The 16,208-nt window shown below is 70.6% G+C and carries 13 protein-coding genes; 5 read left to right on the top strand and 8 right to left on the bottom strand.

From position 1 onward, the window contains the following. Positions 1–60 precede the first annotated feature (60 nt). A complete protein-coding gene (locus tag QRN89_RS25585; protein WP_290351711.1) occupies positions 61–576 on the top strand; it encodes a hypothetical protein in 516 nt (171 codons plus the stop codon). A gap of 160 nt (positions 577–736) precedes the next feature. Here QRN89_RS25585 and QRN89_RS25580 read toward each other — a convergent pair whose 3' ends face one another. The 8 genes from QRN89_RS25580 to eccB all read right to left on the bottom strand — a co-directional run bounded on the left by QRN89_RS25580 (position 737) and on the right by eccB (position 9,522). Further along, positions 737–1,039, bottom strand: a complete 303-nt coding sequence (locus QRN89_RS25580; RefSeq protein ID WP_269728085.1) for a WXG100 family type VII secretion target — start codon at positions 1,037–1,039, stop codon at positions 737–739. Positions 1,040–1,106: 67 nt separating this feature from the next. Then, positions 1,107–1,460, bottom strand: a complete 354-nt coding sequence (locus tag QRN89_RS25575) for a WXG100 family type VII secretion target (RefSeq protein WP_093662427.1) — start codon at positions 1,458–1,460, stop codon at positions 1,107–1,109. A 121-nt stretch (positions 1,461–1,581) separates the two neighbouring features. Beyond that, the gene (locus QRN89_RS25570; RefSeq protein ID WP_290351710.1) at positions 1,582–2,826 is read right to left on the bottom strand and encodes a S8 family serine peptidase; all 1,245 of its coding nucleotides are present in this window, start codon (positions 2,824–2,826) and stop codon (positions 1,582–1,584) included. A 48-nt stretch (positions 2,827–2,874) separates the two neighbouring features. After that, entirely contained in the window at positions 2,875–4,227 is a 1,353-nt protein-coding gene (locus QRN89_RS25565) for a S8 family serine peptidase (protein WP_435833267.1), read from the bottom strand. A 25-nt stretch (positions 4,228–4,252) separates the two neighbouring features. Further along, positions 4,253–6,001: a TrbL/VirB6 family protein gene (locus QRN89_RS25560; protein WP_290351708.1), complete on the bottom strand. Its 1,749-nt coding sequence runs from the start codon at positions 5,999–6,001 to the stop codon at positions 4,253–4,255. 6 nt (positions 6,002–6,007) lie between these two features. Beyond that, positions 6,008–6,484 carry a DUF2563 family protein gene (locus QRN89_RS25555; RefSeq protein ID WP_290351707.1) on the bottom strand — a complete coding sequence of 159 codons (477 nt, stop codon included), beginning with the start codon at positions 6,482–6,484 and terminating at the stop codon, positions 6,008–6,010. Positions 6,485–6,740: 256 nt separating this feature from the next. Further along, positions 6,741–7,985: a type VII secretion-associated serine protease mycosin gene (gene mycP / locus QRN89_RS25550; protein WP_290351706.1), complete on the bottom strand. Its 1,245-nt coding sequence runs from the start codon at positions 7,983–7,985 to the stop codon at positions 6,741–6,743. Positions 7,986–8,004: 19 nt separating this feature from the next. Next, entirely contained in the window at positions 8,005–9,522 is a 1,518-nt protein-coding gene (gene eccB / locus QRN89_RS25545) for a type VII secretion protein EccB (RefSeq protein ID WP_290351705.1), read from the bottom strand. 182 nt (positions 9,523–9,704) lie between these two features. Between eccB and eccE the strand changes: the two genes are divergently transcribed. From eccE to QRN89_RS25525, 4 genes are all read left to right on the top strand, one after another. Further along, positions 9,705–11,039 carry a type VII secretion protein EccE gene (eccE, locus tag QRN89_RS25540; RefSeq protein WP_290351704.1) on the top strand — a complete coding sequence of 445 codons (1,335 nt, stop codon included), beginning with the start codon at positions 9,705–9,707 and terminating at the stop codon, positions 11,037–11,039. Then, positions 11,039–11,758 carry a hypothetical protein gene (locus QRN89_RS25535; RefSeq protein WP_290351703.1) on the top strand — a complete coding sequence of 240 codons (720 nt, stop codon included), beginning with the start codon at positions 11,039–11,041 and terminating at the stop codon, positions 11,756–11,758. Before eccE ends, QRN89_RS25535 begins: the two co-directional genes overlap by 1 nt. Positions 11,759–11,973: 215 nt before the next feature. After that, positions 11,974–12,207 carry a DUF397 domain-containing protein gene (locus QRN89_RS25530; protein WP_290351702.1) on the top strand — a complete coding sequence of 78 codons (234 nt, stop codon included), beginning with the start codon at positions 11,974–11,976 and terminating at the stop codon, positions 12,205–12,207. Between the two features lie 594 nt (positions 12,208–12,801). Beyond that, complete coding sequence (locus QRN89_RS25525; RefSeq protein ID WP_290351701.1) at positions 12,802–16,158, top strand: SCO5717 family growth-regulating ATPase; 3,357 nt, start codon at positions 12,802–12,804, stop codon at positions 16,156–16,158. Positions 16,159–16,208: the final 50 nt, after the last annotated feature.

Raw genomic sequence — 16,208 nt, 5'->3', positions numbered from 1 at the left:
GCGACGCAGGCGGGGCCAGGTCCGACGCGGCGATCAGCCCGGCCGCTTTCCGCACTCGTGGTGGCCGCTCAGCTCGCACTGGTTCTCACCGCCTGTTCGGAGCCGGAGGAGAAGCGGTCCTTCGCCGTGCCGTCGGACCTCTGCGGCACAACGGTGCCGACCGCCTCACTGGACGGGGTGCTGCCCAAGAGCGGCCAGAAGCTGAAAGCGGACGCACAGTCGCGAGAGGTGGGCCGCACCCACTGCAGGGTCGTCGTCGACGACACCCTCGTGCTCAGCGCCTTCTCGGAGTGGAAGCGGGATTCTTCCGTGACGGCGGTGGCCCGCAGCAACCCGTACATCGACCTCGACAAGCAGAGGAGCGAGGACGGGACGTACGCCTGGAGCAACCAGGGCGGGGTGCGTCTGGTCTCGTGCCCGGAGGCGGCCAAGGAACATCCCGACATGAACCAGCTCTTCGTCAGGGTGCTCATCTACGACAAGAAGTTCTCGGACGCCGACGCGGCCAAGAAGCTGCTGCTCGCCTACGCGAAGTCCGTTGCCGACTCCGCAGCGTGCAAGGGCGCCGCGTCGTAGGACGGCCGGGCCCATGGCGCCCTGGCACACGACAGAGACCCCGGGAGCCGTCTGCACGGCTCCCGGGGTCTCTCGCGTCGGAACGGTCGAAGGGTGGGCACCCCTCGCGCGTGCCCACCCCTGATCAGCATGCCGAAGCACCGGCCAACAGCCGGACAGGTCAGGCGAAGTAGCTGGCGGCCTTCTTGTCGCCGCCCATGTAATCGCCGCCCGCGTTCGCCACGACCTGGCCGATCTGCATGAGGGCGCGGTGGATGTCCGCGGCCTCCTTGTCCCACTTCACCTGCTCCTGGACGTAGGCGTTGTGAGCCTCGCCCTCCCAGCCCGCGGCAACGGTGGCCATGGCCGTCTTGATCTCCCGCAGGTCTTCCTCGAGCTTCTTGGCCTGGTTGCCGAGCGTGGTCGCGGCCAGGTCCAGGCCGTCGTACTTGACGACGAGCTCGTCTCCCGAGTTCATGCCCATGATTCCCTCATCTCACCTGTAGTTGTGACCCGGCTTTCGCAGCCGAGATCGAGTGCGCCCGGCGGTTCTAGAGGCCGGCGAGGCCCGACTTGGGGGCGGCGCTGGTGCCGACACCGAGGTCGACGTTGATGGCCTGCACGGCGGCGCGGACGTCGTCCTCCGTGCCGTCCTTGATCTTCCTCGAGGTGCTCATCGCCTCGAGGAACTTCGCCAGGATGTTGCCGAGACGCACCATCGAGGTGTTGATTTCCTGCTGCTTCGTGTTGAAGGCACCGGCACCGATGCCCTTCCACTGGCCCTCGAGGCTGTCGATCGTGCCCTGGATCTGCTGCAGCTGGCCCTTGATCGAATTGAACTTCTCGAAAAGCTGCTTCTCGAGCTGAATGACTTGCTGGTCTGAAAGCCGCTGGCCCTGTGACACGGTTACGTTTCCCTTCTGAACTACTTGTGTGGCTGGTCGCGTTGTGCCTCACCAGGCTGTGGCGAGGTGGAGCTCAACGTGCGGTGAAGTTCTGAACTGGCACTGCGGCCCGGGCGTCGGGTCAGGTGGTACGACGCTTGCGGATGACGGCGAAGGCGCCGGTTGCGAGGACCACGACGACTGCGACGCCTCCGAGAATGAGACCTGTCTGGCTGCCGCCGTCTGCGGTCTTGCTGGATCCTGCAGCAACGGCGTCCGACTTCGATCCGCCCTTGGGAGCATCGGACGCGGTCGGTGCCGACGGAGCGGCGGAGCCGGCGGGGGCTCCACCGGTCTTCTCGTTGGTCAGCGGGCTGAGGTCCGGAGCGCCGGGCCTGCCGAGACCGCGGGTGATGTGGGCGTTGGGGCGCACAACTCCGTGGCCGAGGTACTGGCTCTTGGAATTGTCCTTCCATTCCTCGCCGCGGCCCGCGCTTTCGAACATGACGCGCAGGACCTGGTTGGCGGTCCAGTCCGGGTGAGCGGACCAGATCAACGCGGCGGAGGCGGAGGCGAGAGCTGCAGCCTGACTGGTGCCCTCACCGCCGTCGCAGTAGCGAGTGAAGGTGGAATCGCACCAGTAGGGGATGTCAGTGCCGGGAGCAGCGATGTCGACAATCTCGCTGTGGTGTGAGTAGTCACCGACTCGTCCATCGCGATCGATGGCACCGACCGCGACCACTTCGTCGTACTTGGCAGGATAGCTCGGCTTGTTGCCCTTCTTGGCCGAATTCCCTGCAGCAGCGAAGACCAACTTGCCCTTGCTCTGCGCGTACTTGATTGCCTCGCGTTCTCGTTCAGACACGAATTCATTGCCAATCGAGACGCTGATGATCTGAGCATCGCTGTCGGCGGCAGCTCTCATGGCAACCACCTCGTCCCACTCGTTCACCTTGACGTTCTTAGGAAAGGCCTTGGTGGCGACTCGCATTGGAATGATCTTTGCGCCAGGCGCCAGGCCGCGGATACCGCCGCCTTTTCCAGTGCCAGCGATCAACTCAGCCATGGTCGTGCCATGACCCTCGTAGTCGTCAGTGGCTTCACCAGGCGCCTCCGTGGCGTCAAGTCCCTTCAGTACCTGGCCCTGCAAGGACGGCGTTGCCGAGTTCACGCCCGAGTCGATGACAGCAACTTTGATTCCTTCGCCGGTGGTCTTCTTCCAGATCTCATCGGCGTGCATTGCCTTCAGGTACCACTGCTTGGACTCGAGGTCTGCCGCAGTAGCAGTCGGCGCCACGCCCACGGAGCATGCCCCAGCCACGGCCAGTGTGCATGCGACACGACGCCAGGCGGGCACCGCCCATGCTCGGCTTATTCTAGCTGCCATCCCGACTTCCGAACCTTCCCTGTGACACGGCCGCGGTTCCCTATCGAACTAGTTGTCTGACGAGTTGCGTTGGGACTCACCAGTCTGTGACAAAGTGAGGCTCAATGTGGGGTGAAGTTCTTTACGGGCTCTACGGCCCTGGCGTCGGGTCAGGCACTTGCGGATGACGGCGAAGGCGCCGGCCGCGAGGACTACGACGACTGCGGCTCCTCCGAGAACGAGGCCCCTCTGGCTGCTGCCGTCGGCGGTCTTGCTGGACCCAGCGACAACGGCGTCCGACTTCGACCCGCCATTGGAAGCCTCGGACGCGGCTGGTGCCGACGGGGCGGCTGAGCCGGCGGAGGAGCCACCTGCGGTCCGCTTGTTGGTCAGCGGGCTGAGATTGGGGTCGCCCGGCTTGCCGAGACCGCGGGTGATGTGCGCGTTGGGGCGGACGATTCCGTGGCCGAGGTAGTTGCTGAGGGTGCCGTCCTTGGAACCCTCGGGCCGAGCCGCACTCTCGAACATGACGCGGAGGACCTGGTTGGCGGTCCAGTCGGGGTGGGCGGACCAGATCAGCGCGGCGGAGGCGGAGGCGAGGGCGTTGGCAGCACTGGTACCGCCGTCGCCCTCGCAGTACCGGGTGAAGGTGGAATCGCACCAATACGCCGGGATATCGTTGCCGGGAGCAGCGATATCGACGAAATCACCGTGCTGGGAGTATTCGGCGACACGCCCATTCCTGTCCGTGGCGGCGACGCCGGCGACCTCTGGATAGTTGGCGGGGTAGCTCGGCTTGTTGCCCTTCTTCGCGCTGTTCCCAACAGCGGCGAGGAACAACTTACCTTTGCTTTCAGCATACTTCACCGCCTCGATGTTCTCCCGGGTCATGAACTCGCTTCCGAAGGACATGCTGATGATCTGCGCATCACTGTCCGCGGCGGCTCGAATGGCATCGCGCTCGTCATAGGCGTTCACTGATTCCTTGTTCTGCAGCTTGGTGTTGGACACCCGCAGAGGCAGGATCTTCGCGCCGGGGGCGAGCCCCTTCAGGCCACCGCCCTCGCCCGAACCGGCGATGAGCTCGGCCATGGTCGTGCCATGACCGGTGTAGTCGTCCGTTGCTTCGCCCTTGACACCTGTCGTGTCAAGCCCTTTCAGGACCTTGCCCTTCAGGGAAGGTGTCGAGGAGTTCACTCCTGTGTCGATCACAGCAACGGTGATGCCCTCGCCGGTCGTCTTCTTCCAGATCTCCTCGGCGTGCATCGCGTCCAGGTACCACTGCTTGGAGCGCATGTCCGCCGCGACAGCGACCGGGGCTGTACCCATCAGGGCGGTGGCGCATGCTCCGGCCAATGCCACAGTGAATGCGAGAGCCCGCCGTGAGGCGCGACTCCACATTCGCCTCGTCCCTGCTGTCATCCCGACTTCCGAACCTTCCCTGTGCCTAGTCGATCACTGGTGGTACAGCGCCGCGCCGCTGCGCTTTCCACGTCTGTTCGTCCTCTGTCAGGTAGTCAGGGCGCGCAGATTTGTCGCGTTCCTGGTCCTTGTCACCGGACTGCCGCTGCCCTCCACCGCCGACGCGAGGTGCGTTGCGAGGCGTACCGACGACTCCGTTGGAGCTTGGCGTGCCCTTGCCCGACGGCCGCTGCGTGACTCTTCCTGCGTCGGCCCCGATGACACCGGACTGGTTGGAGCGAGCCGCCGAGGGGCGTCCCCCGGCAGCCCCCTCCGCACCGATCACCGTTCCCCGGGGGATGCGAGACCCCGTCCCGGTCGTGCCGGCCGAGGAGCGTTGTGGTGTGCCGCCGACGATGCCGTCCGTTCGACCTGTGCGGGCTCCACTCGACGGCGTCCGACCGGGATGCCCCGTCGCGTGCTGGCCCAAGGCACCGTGTCGACCGGCTACGGGGCTCTGACCGGGCGCACCTGCCGTACCTGCGCGTCCAGAAGCGCTGCCGGAGCCCATGGGACCCGAAGCCCGGCCGACCGGTCCCTGGTTTCCTGCTGCAGCATGAGTGCCCCCGAAAGCAGCGCCAGGTCGGCCGGTCGCACCGGCACGGCCAGCAGCGGGCGTGCCGCCGCCGGAGGTGCTCGGGCGTCCGACGGCATTGGCAGCCGGGCCACTACCGGTCCTTGTCACACCAGACGTACCGGTTACTCGCGGCACGGCGTTTTTCACGGAGCCGAAGCTCGGAGCCAGCGGCGCGGCCGGTCCTGGAGGCGTGCCGGGATTACCGGAGGCAGAGGGGGCCGACGGGGCGGGCGGTGCCGTCGGGGGAGCGGGCGGTGCCGCTACGCTGTCGATCTCCATCGACGTATTCCGATCAGGCACCGAGGGCGATGCGCCGAGCGCTTCCCTCCCAGGGGTGCCTGTGGCTCCACCGGCCTCCGCCGGTTGACGACTTGCAGGCTGGCCGGCAGCACCTGCCGCTTCGTTCCCCGCGCCGCCGGCAGGTTCGTTCCATAGCCCGCCGTTGCGCGGCCGCGGCACGTCCGCCTGCAGCGTCTTCGGCATCGACGGCGGTTCCTGCGCCGCCAGGGACTCCTCCGACACCGCGTAGAACGACGCCAGGCGGTTCATCTGGTTGATGGCCTCCTGGCGGTTCTCCTCCACTTTCACCGCCTCGGCGTACTCAGGGTTGTCGGCCCGGCGCTCGGGCAGCGCGAAATCTTCCGCCTTCTTCCGGACGATCCGTCCGTCCCTCGGAGGCTTCGCGTTGCGCACGGACGTCAGGCCCGTACTGGCGACCTCCATCTGCGTGCTGACCTTGTTGGCGAACGTCCCCAGGCCCCAGGCGTACTTGGCGAGCTCCGTGCCGTACCTGCGGAACTCCTTTCCGGACTCGCCCTCCCACTCGACGCTCTTGACGTAGTCGTCGAGTTCCTGCGCCGCCGCGTTGAGGGCGTCCCGGGCCTTGCCGAGTTCCCGTCCAGCGTTCTCCAGGTCGGACGGGTTGGATTGGTCCAAGAGGTCGAGCATCGCGTTGAGGTCGGCGCCCTCGAAGCTGGTCTTGCCGAACAGGCTGCCCCGGCTGCCGAAGCCGATGTCGTCCATCATTGCCGTCACGCGCTGATAGGCGTCGGTCGCGCCGAAAATCGTCTCGATCTGGGCCGAGTCGTCGGTCTGCTGCTCGGTTACCTCGATCGCCTGCTGCTCAGGGGTAAGTTCCGGCTGCTTGTCGTCACTCATCGGGGGTCACCCCATGTCCTCGGTGTCGACGTCCTTGACGTCTGCGTTCTGGCCGGGCGCGTCACCATGCGGCTTGGCGCGCTTCTCGTGCGCCTCCCGCTCCTGGTCCAGGCGCGTCTGGATGCGGTGGAAACGGGACCGCAGATCCTCCTCGACGTTGTCGAAGCCGACGTCGGCCGCGTGGACCCCGATCCTCAGCAGCTCGATCTGATCGCCCAGCGACTTGGACAGCGAAGTGAGCTCCTTGTGAACGCGGTTGTACTGGCTGAAGAAGCCGTCCGCCTCGGCGAAGGGCATGTTGGCACCGCTGAACGAACCGCGGGAGATCGACTGCGCGGCGACCTTCTTCGTGCCGCCGGCTCCGTTCTCCAGCTCCGTGAGCAAGTCGTTCACTCGCTTCTGGAAGCGCTTCAGTGCACCTACGCCGCGCTCAAGGTCGCTCGAGCCCTTCGCGCCGCCCCCGCCACCGTCCGCTGGCAGCATTACGACCGATCCTCCCCGTTTACAGTCATCACAAGAAATTCACACAATGCGATCGTGGATCGTGGTGACTCGTCATTCACTCATACACAGAGGCCACTCTAGTCACTGCCTCTGACAGGCCCAAGTGTCTTGTCTGTCACCCGACTTCCCCCAATGCCCGACCATCGTCAGACGATCGGTCGACCCTATGCGGTTGCAATGAAGGGCGCATCCGTACGGGTACTCAGACGGCGGCCGACCGTTCCCGTGCCGGCGCTCACCTCCCCGCGCCCGGCTCCAGTCCCCTCGCCCGCCGCCGCGCGTCCCGTACCGTGACCGCGCCTCCGGCGATCGCGGCGACCAGGACGGCGCCGCCCACCACGACGTACGTCGCGAGGCGGGCGTTGCGTTCATCGGCGGTCTCGCCGAGGTGGAGTTCCGCCGGGGTCGGCGCCTGTGCGCCGGAGAGGCCCTCGTGGGCCACGGGCCTGTCGATCGGCTTGTCGTCCTCGGTGAGGGCGCGGACCGGGTCGACGACGCCCCAGCCGACCAGGCGGTCGTGGCCCGCGATGGAGCGCTCCGCGGTCTGCTGGATCTGGGCGACGACCTGCTCCTGCGTCCAGTCCTTGTGCTTGCTCTTGATGAGCGCGGCGATGCCCGCCACGTAGGGCGCGGAGAAACTCGTGCCGTTGTCGGCGCAGTGGCCGCCCCCGGGGACCGTCGTGACGATGTCCACACCGGGCGCCGCGACGCCGACGAAGTCGCCGGACTGGGAGAACGCCGCCCGTTCGTTGTTTCGGTCGGACGAGGCGACGGCGAGAACACCTTCGAAGGAGGCCGGGTAGGTCTTCTTGACGTTGCCGCCCGTCCCGTCGTTGCCCGCCGAGGCCACGACGACGATGTCCCTGTCCAGGGCCCTGTCGATGGCCTGCTTCAGCTCGGGTGCGGGTTCCACGGCCCCGGCCGTGTCCTGGGAGATGTTGATGACGCCGGCCCCTTCGTCCACGGCGTGGTCGACGGCCGCCGCGAGCGTCTCGGCGGTGCCGTGCCCCTCGGCGTCGTTCTGCTGGATCGGGATGATCGTGGCGTCGGGGGCGAGGCCGACGAAGCCGGTGCCCTTGGCGGGGCGTGCGGCGATGATCCCCGCCACCTTGGTGCCGTGGCCGACGGTGTCGGTGGTGCCGTTCTCGTTGCCGCGTTCGATCTTGTTGCCGGACGCGTCCTTGAGGTTCTTGTCGAGGAAGTTCCTGCCGCTCTTGACGTCGACCGCCGGGGTCAGTTGCGGGTTCTTGACGTCGACACCGGTGTCGATGACGGCCACCCGGACGCCCTTGCCGGTGGACTGCTTCCACAGCTCGTCCAGCAGGACGCGCTGGAGCGCCCAGGGGCGGCCCTCGTACTTCTTGCTCGGGTAGGTGCACTGGTCGGGTCCGTCCGCCAGCGCGGGGGCCGCGGGCACGGCGACGAGGGCGACTGCGGCGACCGCCGGGGCTGCCAGGAGGCGCCGGTACGTGTACGTCATGTCAGGTCCCGTCCCCGCCTCACGAACCCTGCGGCTGCCGTGCGGCGCCCGTGGACAGACGGGGGCCGGTCGGCAGGAAGGAGGACCAGGAGGCCGGTACCGGCACGGGCTCGACGTCCTTGTAACCGAGCCGGTTCTGGGCCTGTTGGGCCTCCTGCATGCGGGCCTCACGCTCCTTCTTGGAGCCGGAGGCCCCGATCCCGGAGTCGTCCGTCGCGCTGTCGCCGTTGGACTGCATGGCGTAGCGCAGGCCGGTGTCGGTGACGAGGAAGAGGAAGCCGCTGTCCGTGCGGGAGCCCTTGAACTGGCGGAAGAGCTGGCCGGAACCGGGGGTGACGTAGGCGCTGCTGGATCCGGTGGGCAGCGTGGCGGGGAACTCCGTGCCCGCCCAGGTGCTGAGGGTGGTGGTGCCGTCGTCGTCGACCTCTCGGAGGACGTTGCACACGGTGTTGCGGCTTCCCTCGTCCGTGCTCGCCGAGTTGACGGCCTCGGGTGCGTGCTCGGGCCACTTGCGGTCCTGGCCGAAGGCCTGGCCCGGCCGGAACGCGGCGGCGCTGACGGACTCGGCGCGGCCGTCCTGGCCGAGGCCGATCAGGTCACGGCTGCTGAGCAGCAGTTTGGCCGTGAAGTCGCTGACGGGGGCCACGCGGCCGTCGAGGACGACGTACTGCTGCTCCCGGGTGCCGTCGGTGGCCTTGAGGACCATGCCGACCTTGTTCACGTCGTCCGGGAGGCCGGGGACGCCGGCGGCCCGTCCCGCTCCGGGGACCGCGGGGAACTCGATCCTGTCGCCCTTGTGCAGGGTGTCCAGCCAGGCGGCGGACACGCGCTGGGGCGCCCGGCCGAGGCCGACGAGCTGACGCAGCAGCAGTTCGTCCTTGGCCACCGGGTAGGCCGTGCCGCCTGCGTCGACGATGTGGCGGGTCGCGTCGGGGCCCTCGACGTAGAGGAGCTCCCCGCCGCGGAGCCGGTCGGCGCCCTCGGTCTTCTTCTCCTCGCGCTCGGCGAGGACGAACGCGGCCTTCTGGATGGCGCGGCCGCCCTCGCCCGGCCGTTCGCAGACCGCCCAGCGCTTGGCGACCCCGGCGTCCTTGGCGTCGGGCAGCCGGTCCGGGGCGTAGGGGATGCCGAGTGTGGCGCCGTGCGGGATCCTGCCGCTGTCGAGCACGGACTCGTCGACGTTGATGACCTTGCCCTTGTCGGGGTCGAGGAGCAGCTTCGCCGAGGACATGTTGAGCACCGGGTGGAGCTGCTTCTTCCCGTTCGTCCTCAACACGACGTAGCGGGTGGTCGACTTGCTGGCGATGATGACGTTCTCGTTGGGTGTGTCCCAGTTCCGGGGGGCCACCGGCTTGAACATGCCCCATGCGCCGAAGACGGCCAGGACCACCACGGCCACGATGGCTCCGGGAACGACCGCGCGCAGCGGTCGGGGCGCACCCTCCTCCGAACCCGTCGTGTTTGGCTGCACGAACTGCGCGACCAGTCTCCGCTTCGCGAAGGTGTATGCGTTGAGTTCGTCCCGACGTGATGCCATCTGTCCGCTGTCCCTCTCCCCGCTGGGGCGACCAGGTTGCCACACCCCCGTGATGGGGCCCGCCGCCGCACAGCCCCCTACTATGCCTGCTGGCGCTTGCGTCCCACTGCTCAGGTAGGGTGATCGCCCGGTCAACGCCCGTGGCAATTTGGCAAATACGGACACGAGGGGGCAACGCGGCGATGGGTACGGCGACTCGCTCGCGAAGTACGCGGACTTCCGGAGAGGCCCCCGGCAGTTCCCGGCGGCAACGCAGCAACGCCCCGTCGAACGGCGCGCCCCGGACCGTCCCCGCCGCGACCACACTGCGACCTCTCGCCGGTGCCGGCCGGGTCGGTCCTCTCCAGTTGCGGCAGCTGGTGCTGGTGGAGCTGGCGCTCGCGCTGGTCCTGGTGGGCGCCGCGCTCGGCGGTCTCTGGCTGATCCCCGCCTGTGTCGTCGCCGCGGTCCTGCTGCTGCTCGCGGTGCTGCGGCGGCGCGGTCACGCGCTGCCCGACTGGCTGTCGACGGCTCTCGCGCTGCGGGCGCGCCGCCGGGCCGCCGAACCCGCCGACGCGGACGTGGACCCTTCTCTGGCGCCTCTCGCGGAAGCCGCGCCCGGTGTACGACCGTTCACCTACGTGGACCGGGAACGCCGTACGGTCGGCATGCTCGGGGACGGCTCGTTCCTGGCGGCCGTCGTACGGGTGGAGGCGAGCGGCTCCGGGCTGCGCCCCGCCTTCGGGGCCCGGGCCCTGCCCATGTCGCTGCTGGGCGGCGCGCTCCAGGTCGACGACATCACCGTGGAGTCCGTGCAGTTGGTCCAGCAGGTGCGCTCGGCGCCCGCGCCGCATCTGCCGCAGCAGTCGGTGGCCCGGCTGTCCTACGGACCGCTTCAGGAGCGCACCGGTGCTCCCGCGCTGCGGATGACGTGGGTGGCCGTGAAGCTGGATCCCGAGCTCTGCCGCGAGGCCGTCGAGGCCCGGGGCGGCGGGGTCGAGGGCGCCCAGCGCTGTCTGGTGCGCGTCGCCGACCATGTGGCGAGCCGGCTGACGGGGGCCGGGTTCCAGGCGGTGGTCCTGGACCAGGAGGAGCTCAACTCGACGATCGCGACCGCGGTCTGTGCGAGCCCGAGGGCCGCTGCGCTCGCCGGCCGGCCCGGTGCCGCGGCCCAGCGCCGCACCGCCGAGACCTCGCGGGTGTGGCGTTGCGACGACCGCTGGCACACGACGTACGCCGTGGGCCGCTGGCCCGAGTTGGGACGGGGTGCGCAGCCGCTGCCCACGCTGGTGTCGACACTGACCTCGGCCCCGGCCTATGCGACCACGTTCAGCCTCACGCTGCGGCGAGGCACGCGGCAGGGTGCGCTGGCGGTGAGCGGACACGTACGGATCACGGGCGGCTCGGACACCGAACTGGTTGGTGTGCGGCGCGTGTTGGAGCAGGCCGCGCGGTCGGCCAAGGTCGGGTTGCTGCGGCTGGACCGCGAGCAACTGCCCGGCGCGCTGGCGACGATGCCTCTGGGAGGTGCGCGGTGATGGGTGCGGCAACGGGTTCGGCACGCGGACCGAGGGGGCTGTTCGGACCCCGGCACCCGGGTCACACCATGGCGGCGGACGACCTGGGTGCGCTGTCCCTGCCGGTGGGCGACGACGGGGTGGTGATCGGCGACGACACCGAGGGCCGTCCCCAGATGGTGGGATTCCACCGTTCGACGCCCTACGACGTGCTGCTGATCGGCGGTCTCTGGACGGCTCAGGTGCTGGCGCTGCGTGCGGCGGGCACGGGCGCCCGGGTGGCGGTGGAGACCGGCCGGGCCCAGGCGTGGACGGTGCTGGCGCAGGCAGCGGGAGCGGGCCTGGAGTGCATCACGCTCCACGACGTGGGGCGGGTGCCGCCGATGGGTGCCACGGTCGGCAGCCCGGTGGTCGTCGTCCGCGACTGCGGTATGCGGCCTCCGCGCGGGCGCGTGGTGTCGTCGCCGTGGCAGTCGGTGCTGACGCTGCTCCCGTATCTGAGCCCCGTCGCACCGCGGCTGCTGCGGGACGCGACGCTGGTGGGAGTGCAGCGTGTCTCGCCGCAGGAGGCCGAGCAGATCGGCAGGATCCTCGGACTCGGCCGGGCCGAGGTGGAGGCGCTGCCGACCCTCGCCGACGGGGTGACGCTGTGGGTGTCTGGGCGTGAGCGCCATTGGGTGATGACGAGCGGGACGGACGCCGAGACGGGGCTGCTCGGCGTGGCCCGCCGGATGGACTGATTCCGCCGTCCACCGCGGCACCGGCCGCCCCTCGCGTGATCACGCGGCCTGCCCGTGAGCGGCAGTGGTCCTGCACAGCGCTGGATAGGATGCCCGGTGTGACCCGGGCAACATCCTTATGGGCGGCCTCCTCTGGGAATCCCGCGGGGAACGGTGGCCGACCGGGCCCGTTCGGGGCACGTCGTTCTCGGCACCACCGAAAGGAAGCGTGACGCATGGGGAGCGCACAGGAGAAGGACGAGTTGTACGCCCTCGACATCTCCGGTGTCGAGTGGCACGGTGCGCCCGGCACCAGCCCGGACGAGGAGCGGGTCGAGATCGCGTATCTGCCCGGTGGCGCGGTGGCGATGCGGTCGTCGCTGGACCCGGAGACCGTGCTGCGGTACACCGAGGCCGAGTGGCGGGCCTTCGTGCTCGGCGCGCGGGACGGGGAGTTCGACCTGCGCTGAGGGATCCGGCACGGGAGTCCGGCCCGCACTCGGGAATCCGGCACACTTCGCCCCCTGGGCTCGAGGAATCCGACCCGAGGAAGGAGTCCGGTCCGGGGAATCCGGCCCACCTCGGGGATCCGGCACGGTGAGTTCACCCCGCCCCGAGGAATCCGGCACGGGAGTCGGGGCCGCGCCCGGGATACCGCCGGGCCGGTGCGGTCCCGACTCACGATCGGTCGGCCGCTGCCGGAGGTTCCTCGTACGGCAGTCGAGGGATTGCGTCGGGGTCCGTCGGGCCGTCCGCGACATGTGTCGATCCTGTGACGCCTCGACTGCCCCGGTGCACACGGCTTTGCCGGTTTCGCCCCTCACCCTGCGGCTCCGCCCGTCCCATGAGGGGAGGTGGTGGGGCGGAGGGTGACGCAGTGGACAGTCGCCGGTGGACGGTCCGGCCTGCCGTACTGACGGTGTTGGCGATTAGGGTGGGTCAGGCGCTGCAAGAACCTGTGGGCAGGTGCGCGGCGTCGTACGGGGGAGAGCCGGGCGGACCGACGACGGTCACGGTCGCCCCCACCCACCACGGCACGAGGGTGCTCGACCACAGGAGGCAAAGTGAACGGCGATCGGGACGAGATCCGCGGGGGCTGGAACATGCCCGTCGACGATCAGTCCGACGCGGAGCCCTCGGAGATGACGGGTGAGTTCACCATCGACTACACCCCGCCTGCCTGGTACACGCAGAACGCGTCGGGGGACACGTCGGGGGGATCCGCGGCGCAGGGGGCGACGCCTCCGCCGCCGAGCGGGGCGCCGGTGGCGGTGCCCGGGCTGCCTCCGGGCAGCGGTTTCGAGCCGAACTGGCCACCGGCGGCGCCCGCCCCGGCGCACCATCAGACGCCCGCTCCGCCCGCTGAGCCGGCGCATCACCAGGCATCGGCGCCCGGCCACGAGCCGGCACCCGCTTCGGAGCCGGCACCGGCCGCGGCACAGGGGCCGGCTCACGAACCGGCACACGACCCCGCCCCTCCGGCCGCCGGGAGCGCACCGGACTCCCCCCTTCCCGCCGACGCCTCCGCCGCTCGGGGCGGCGCGGCGGCGCAGCCGTTCGGCGGTGGCGATGTCGAGAGCGGCGCGACGATGCGGTTCTCCCCCGCCGCGCTGAAGCGCGAGATCGCGGAGCGGGAAGCGGCTGCCGCTGCGGCGCAGCAGGAGGCGGCCGGGACGGGCGAGGCGGCTCCGTCCCCCGCCGCGGACGCCGACGGTTCGTACGACGACGCGGCCGCGGCCGGAGGCGGGACGCCCGCCGAGGCCACGGACGCGGACCGGTCCGCGGGGGAAGGCTCCGACGGCGACGCGGACGCCATGGAAGGCGCCCCCGAGGGCGGGTCCACGGTCGCTCGGCAGAGCGGCGACGAGGAGGCGCCCCTGGACGGTCCGGCCGCTGAGGGCGAGAGCGCGGACGCGGCCCACGGCGAGCACGGGACGGACGGCCCCGCCGACGCCGAACCCGCCGACGACGCACGGGGCGTCGGGCCGACGGGCGCGGCTCCCGCCTCCGGCACGCCCACCGACGCCGTACCCGCCGATGCCGCCCCGCAGGACGCGGCCCCCGCGCCGGAGGACGCCACTCCCGCGGCGGCGCCGCAGGACGCTGCTCCGGTGCCGGCCGCCGCGGAGCCCTGGGCTCCCGGGCCCGCCGGCCCGCAGGGTCCGGGCGGCGGCCTGCCGCCGCTGCCGCCGGCCTTCCAGCCCGCAGCACCGACGGCCGCGCCCCAGTGGCCCGCACAGCCGCAGTCCGCGGACCAGCCCCCGGCGCCGGCCCCCCAGCAGCCGTCGCCCGCCCAGCCCTCGGTGCCGTCGCCCGGCGCCGGCCAGCCCGGCTACGGCTTCCCGCAGGCGGGCGTCCAGAACCCCGATCCCGCGGGCCCGCAGGGTGGTTACGGGTTCCCCCAGCCTCCTCACGCCGCCCAGCCCCAGCCCGACGCTGGAACCCCCAACCCCGCCGTACCGCAAGCCGGTTACGGGTTCCCCCAGCCTCCTCACGCACAGCCCCAGCCCGACGCTGGAACCCCCAACCCCGCCGTACCGCACGCCGGTTACGGGTTCCCCCAGCCTCCCCACGCACAGCCCCAGCCCGGCGCAGGAGACCCCAACCCCGCCGCGCCACAGGCCGGTTACGGGTTCCCCCAGCCTGCGTACGGTCCGGGGCAGCCCTCCGTGCAGCAGCCGGGCGCGCCGCTGCCGCCCGCCGCTCCCGGTCCCCATGCCCAGCCCCCGCAGGGCGGTTACGGCTTCCCGCAGGCGGCCGCGCAGCCCGGCGTCCCCGCCCAGTTGCCGCCCCAGAGGGCGCAGCCGCCGCATCTCCCCGTCCCCGCCGCTCCCCCACTGCCGGCGCAGCAGTCGCCTGAGCAGCAGATACAGCAGCCCCCGGCCGGCCCGGTCGACCCGCGCACCGGTGCGGCCTGGCCGCAGCCCGTCGCGCACGACCAGCGCGAGCGCTCCGTCCCGGGCGCCCCGCTCGGGTACACGGCGGCGGTGGAGCTCTCCTCCGACCGTCTGCTGCGGAACACCAAGCCCAAGGCCAAGTCGAGCCGCAACCCCTCCGCCTCGAACCGGTTCAAGATCGGCGGCAAGAAGGAGGAGGCCGAGCGGCAGCGCAAGCTCGACCTGATCCGCACGCCGGTGCTGTCCTGCTACCGGATCGCCGTCATCAGCCTCAAGGGCGGCGTCGGCAAGACGACGACCACCACCGCGCTCGGTTCCACGCTGGCCACCGAGCGCCAGGACAAGATCCTGGCGATCGACGCCAACCCGGACGCGGGCACGCTCGGGCGGCGGGTGCGGCGCGAGACGGGTGCGACGATCCGCGACCTGGTCCAGGCGATCCCGTACCTCAACTCGTACATGGACATCCGCCGGTTCACCTCGCAGGCGCCCTCCGGTCTGGAGATCATCGCCAACGACGTGGACCCGGCCGTCTCGACCGCGTTCAACGACGAGGACTACCGGCGCGCGATCGACGTGCTCGGCAAGCAGTACCCGATCATCCTCACCGACTCCGGCACGGGGCTGCTCTACAGCGCGATGCGGGGCGTTCTCGACCTCGCCGACCAGCTGATCATCATCTCCACCCCGTCCGTGGACGGCGCGAGCAGCGCGAGCACGACGCTCGACTGGCTCTCGGCGCACGGCTACGCGGAGCTGGTGCAGCGGTCGATCACGGTCATCTCCGGTGTCCGCGAGACCGGCAAGATGATCAAGGTCGAGGACATCGTGCAGCACTTCGAGACCCGCTGCCGCGGCGTCGTCGTCGTGCCGTTCGACGAGCACCTGTCCGCTGGCGCCGAGGTCGACCTGGACATGATGCGCCCGAAGACGCGGGAGGCGTACTTCAACCTCTCCGCGATGGTCGCCGAGGACTTCGCCCGGGCCCAGCAGGCGCAGGGCCTGTGGACGTCCGGGGGCCAGGGCCACCAGCCGCCGCACATGGCGCCGCCGATGCCCAACCAGCCTTACGGGGGGCAGCCGCAGCCGGGCCGGCCGTACGCGCCGAACCCCCAGCAGCCGCAGCCCCCCGGGCAGCCTCACCACCCCGGGCAGCCGCCGCAGGGCGGTCAGCCCCCGTACGGGGGACAGGCTCCCCACGGCGGCCAGCCGCCGTACGGCGGACACGTGGCGGGCGGGCAGCCGCACTGGCAGCAGACGCCTCCGCCGCAGGCGCCGTCCGCGCCGAACCCGGCCGGGCCGCCGCCGGCGCAGCCCGGCGCCTTCCCCGGGCAGCCGCCCCACCCCGGTGCGTTCCCGGCCCAGCCGGGTCAGCCGCCGGTGCAGGGCCTGACACCCGGTCGGCCGGGCGAGCCCGGGCAACCGGGTCAGGGCGATGCCCAGGGGCCGGTCCCGCCCGCGGATCACGGCTACGGCTACCCGCGGCAACAGCCGCCGCAGGCACCGCCGGCCTCTCAGCAGTAGGGCGTCAGCGGTTCAGACCAATGAGGGCCCGCACCGTGCTCCACGGTGCG

The organism is Streptomyces sp. HUAS CB01, assembly GCF_030406905.1.
GTDB classification, from domain to species: Bacteria; Actinomycetota; Actinomycetes; order Streptomycetales; family Streptomycetaceae; genus Streptomyces; species Streptomyces chengbuensis.
The sequence above is the reverse complement of the archived record's forward strand: the minus strand, read 5'-3'. Positions and strand labels throughout refer to the sequence as shown.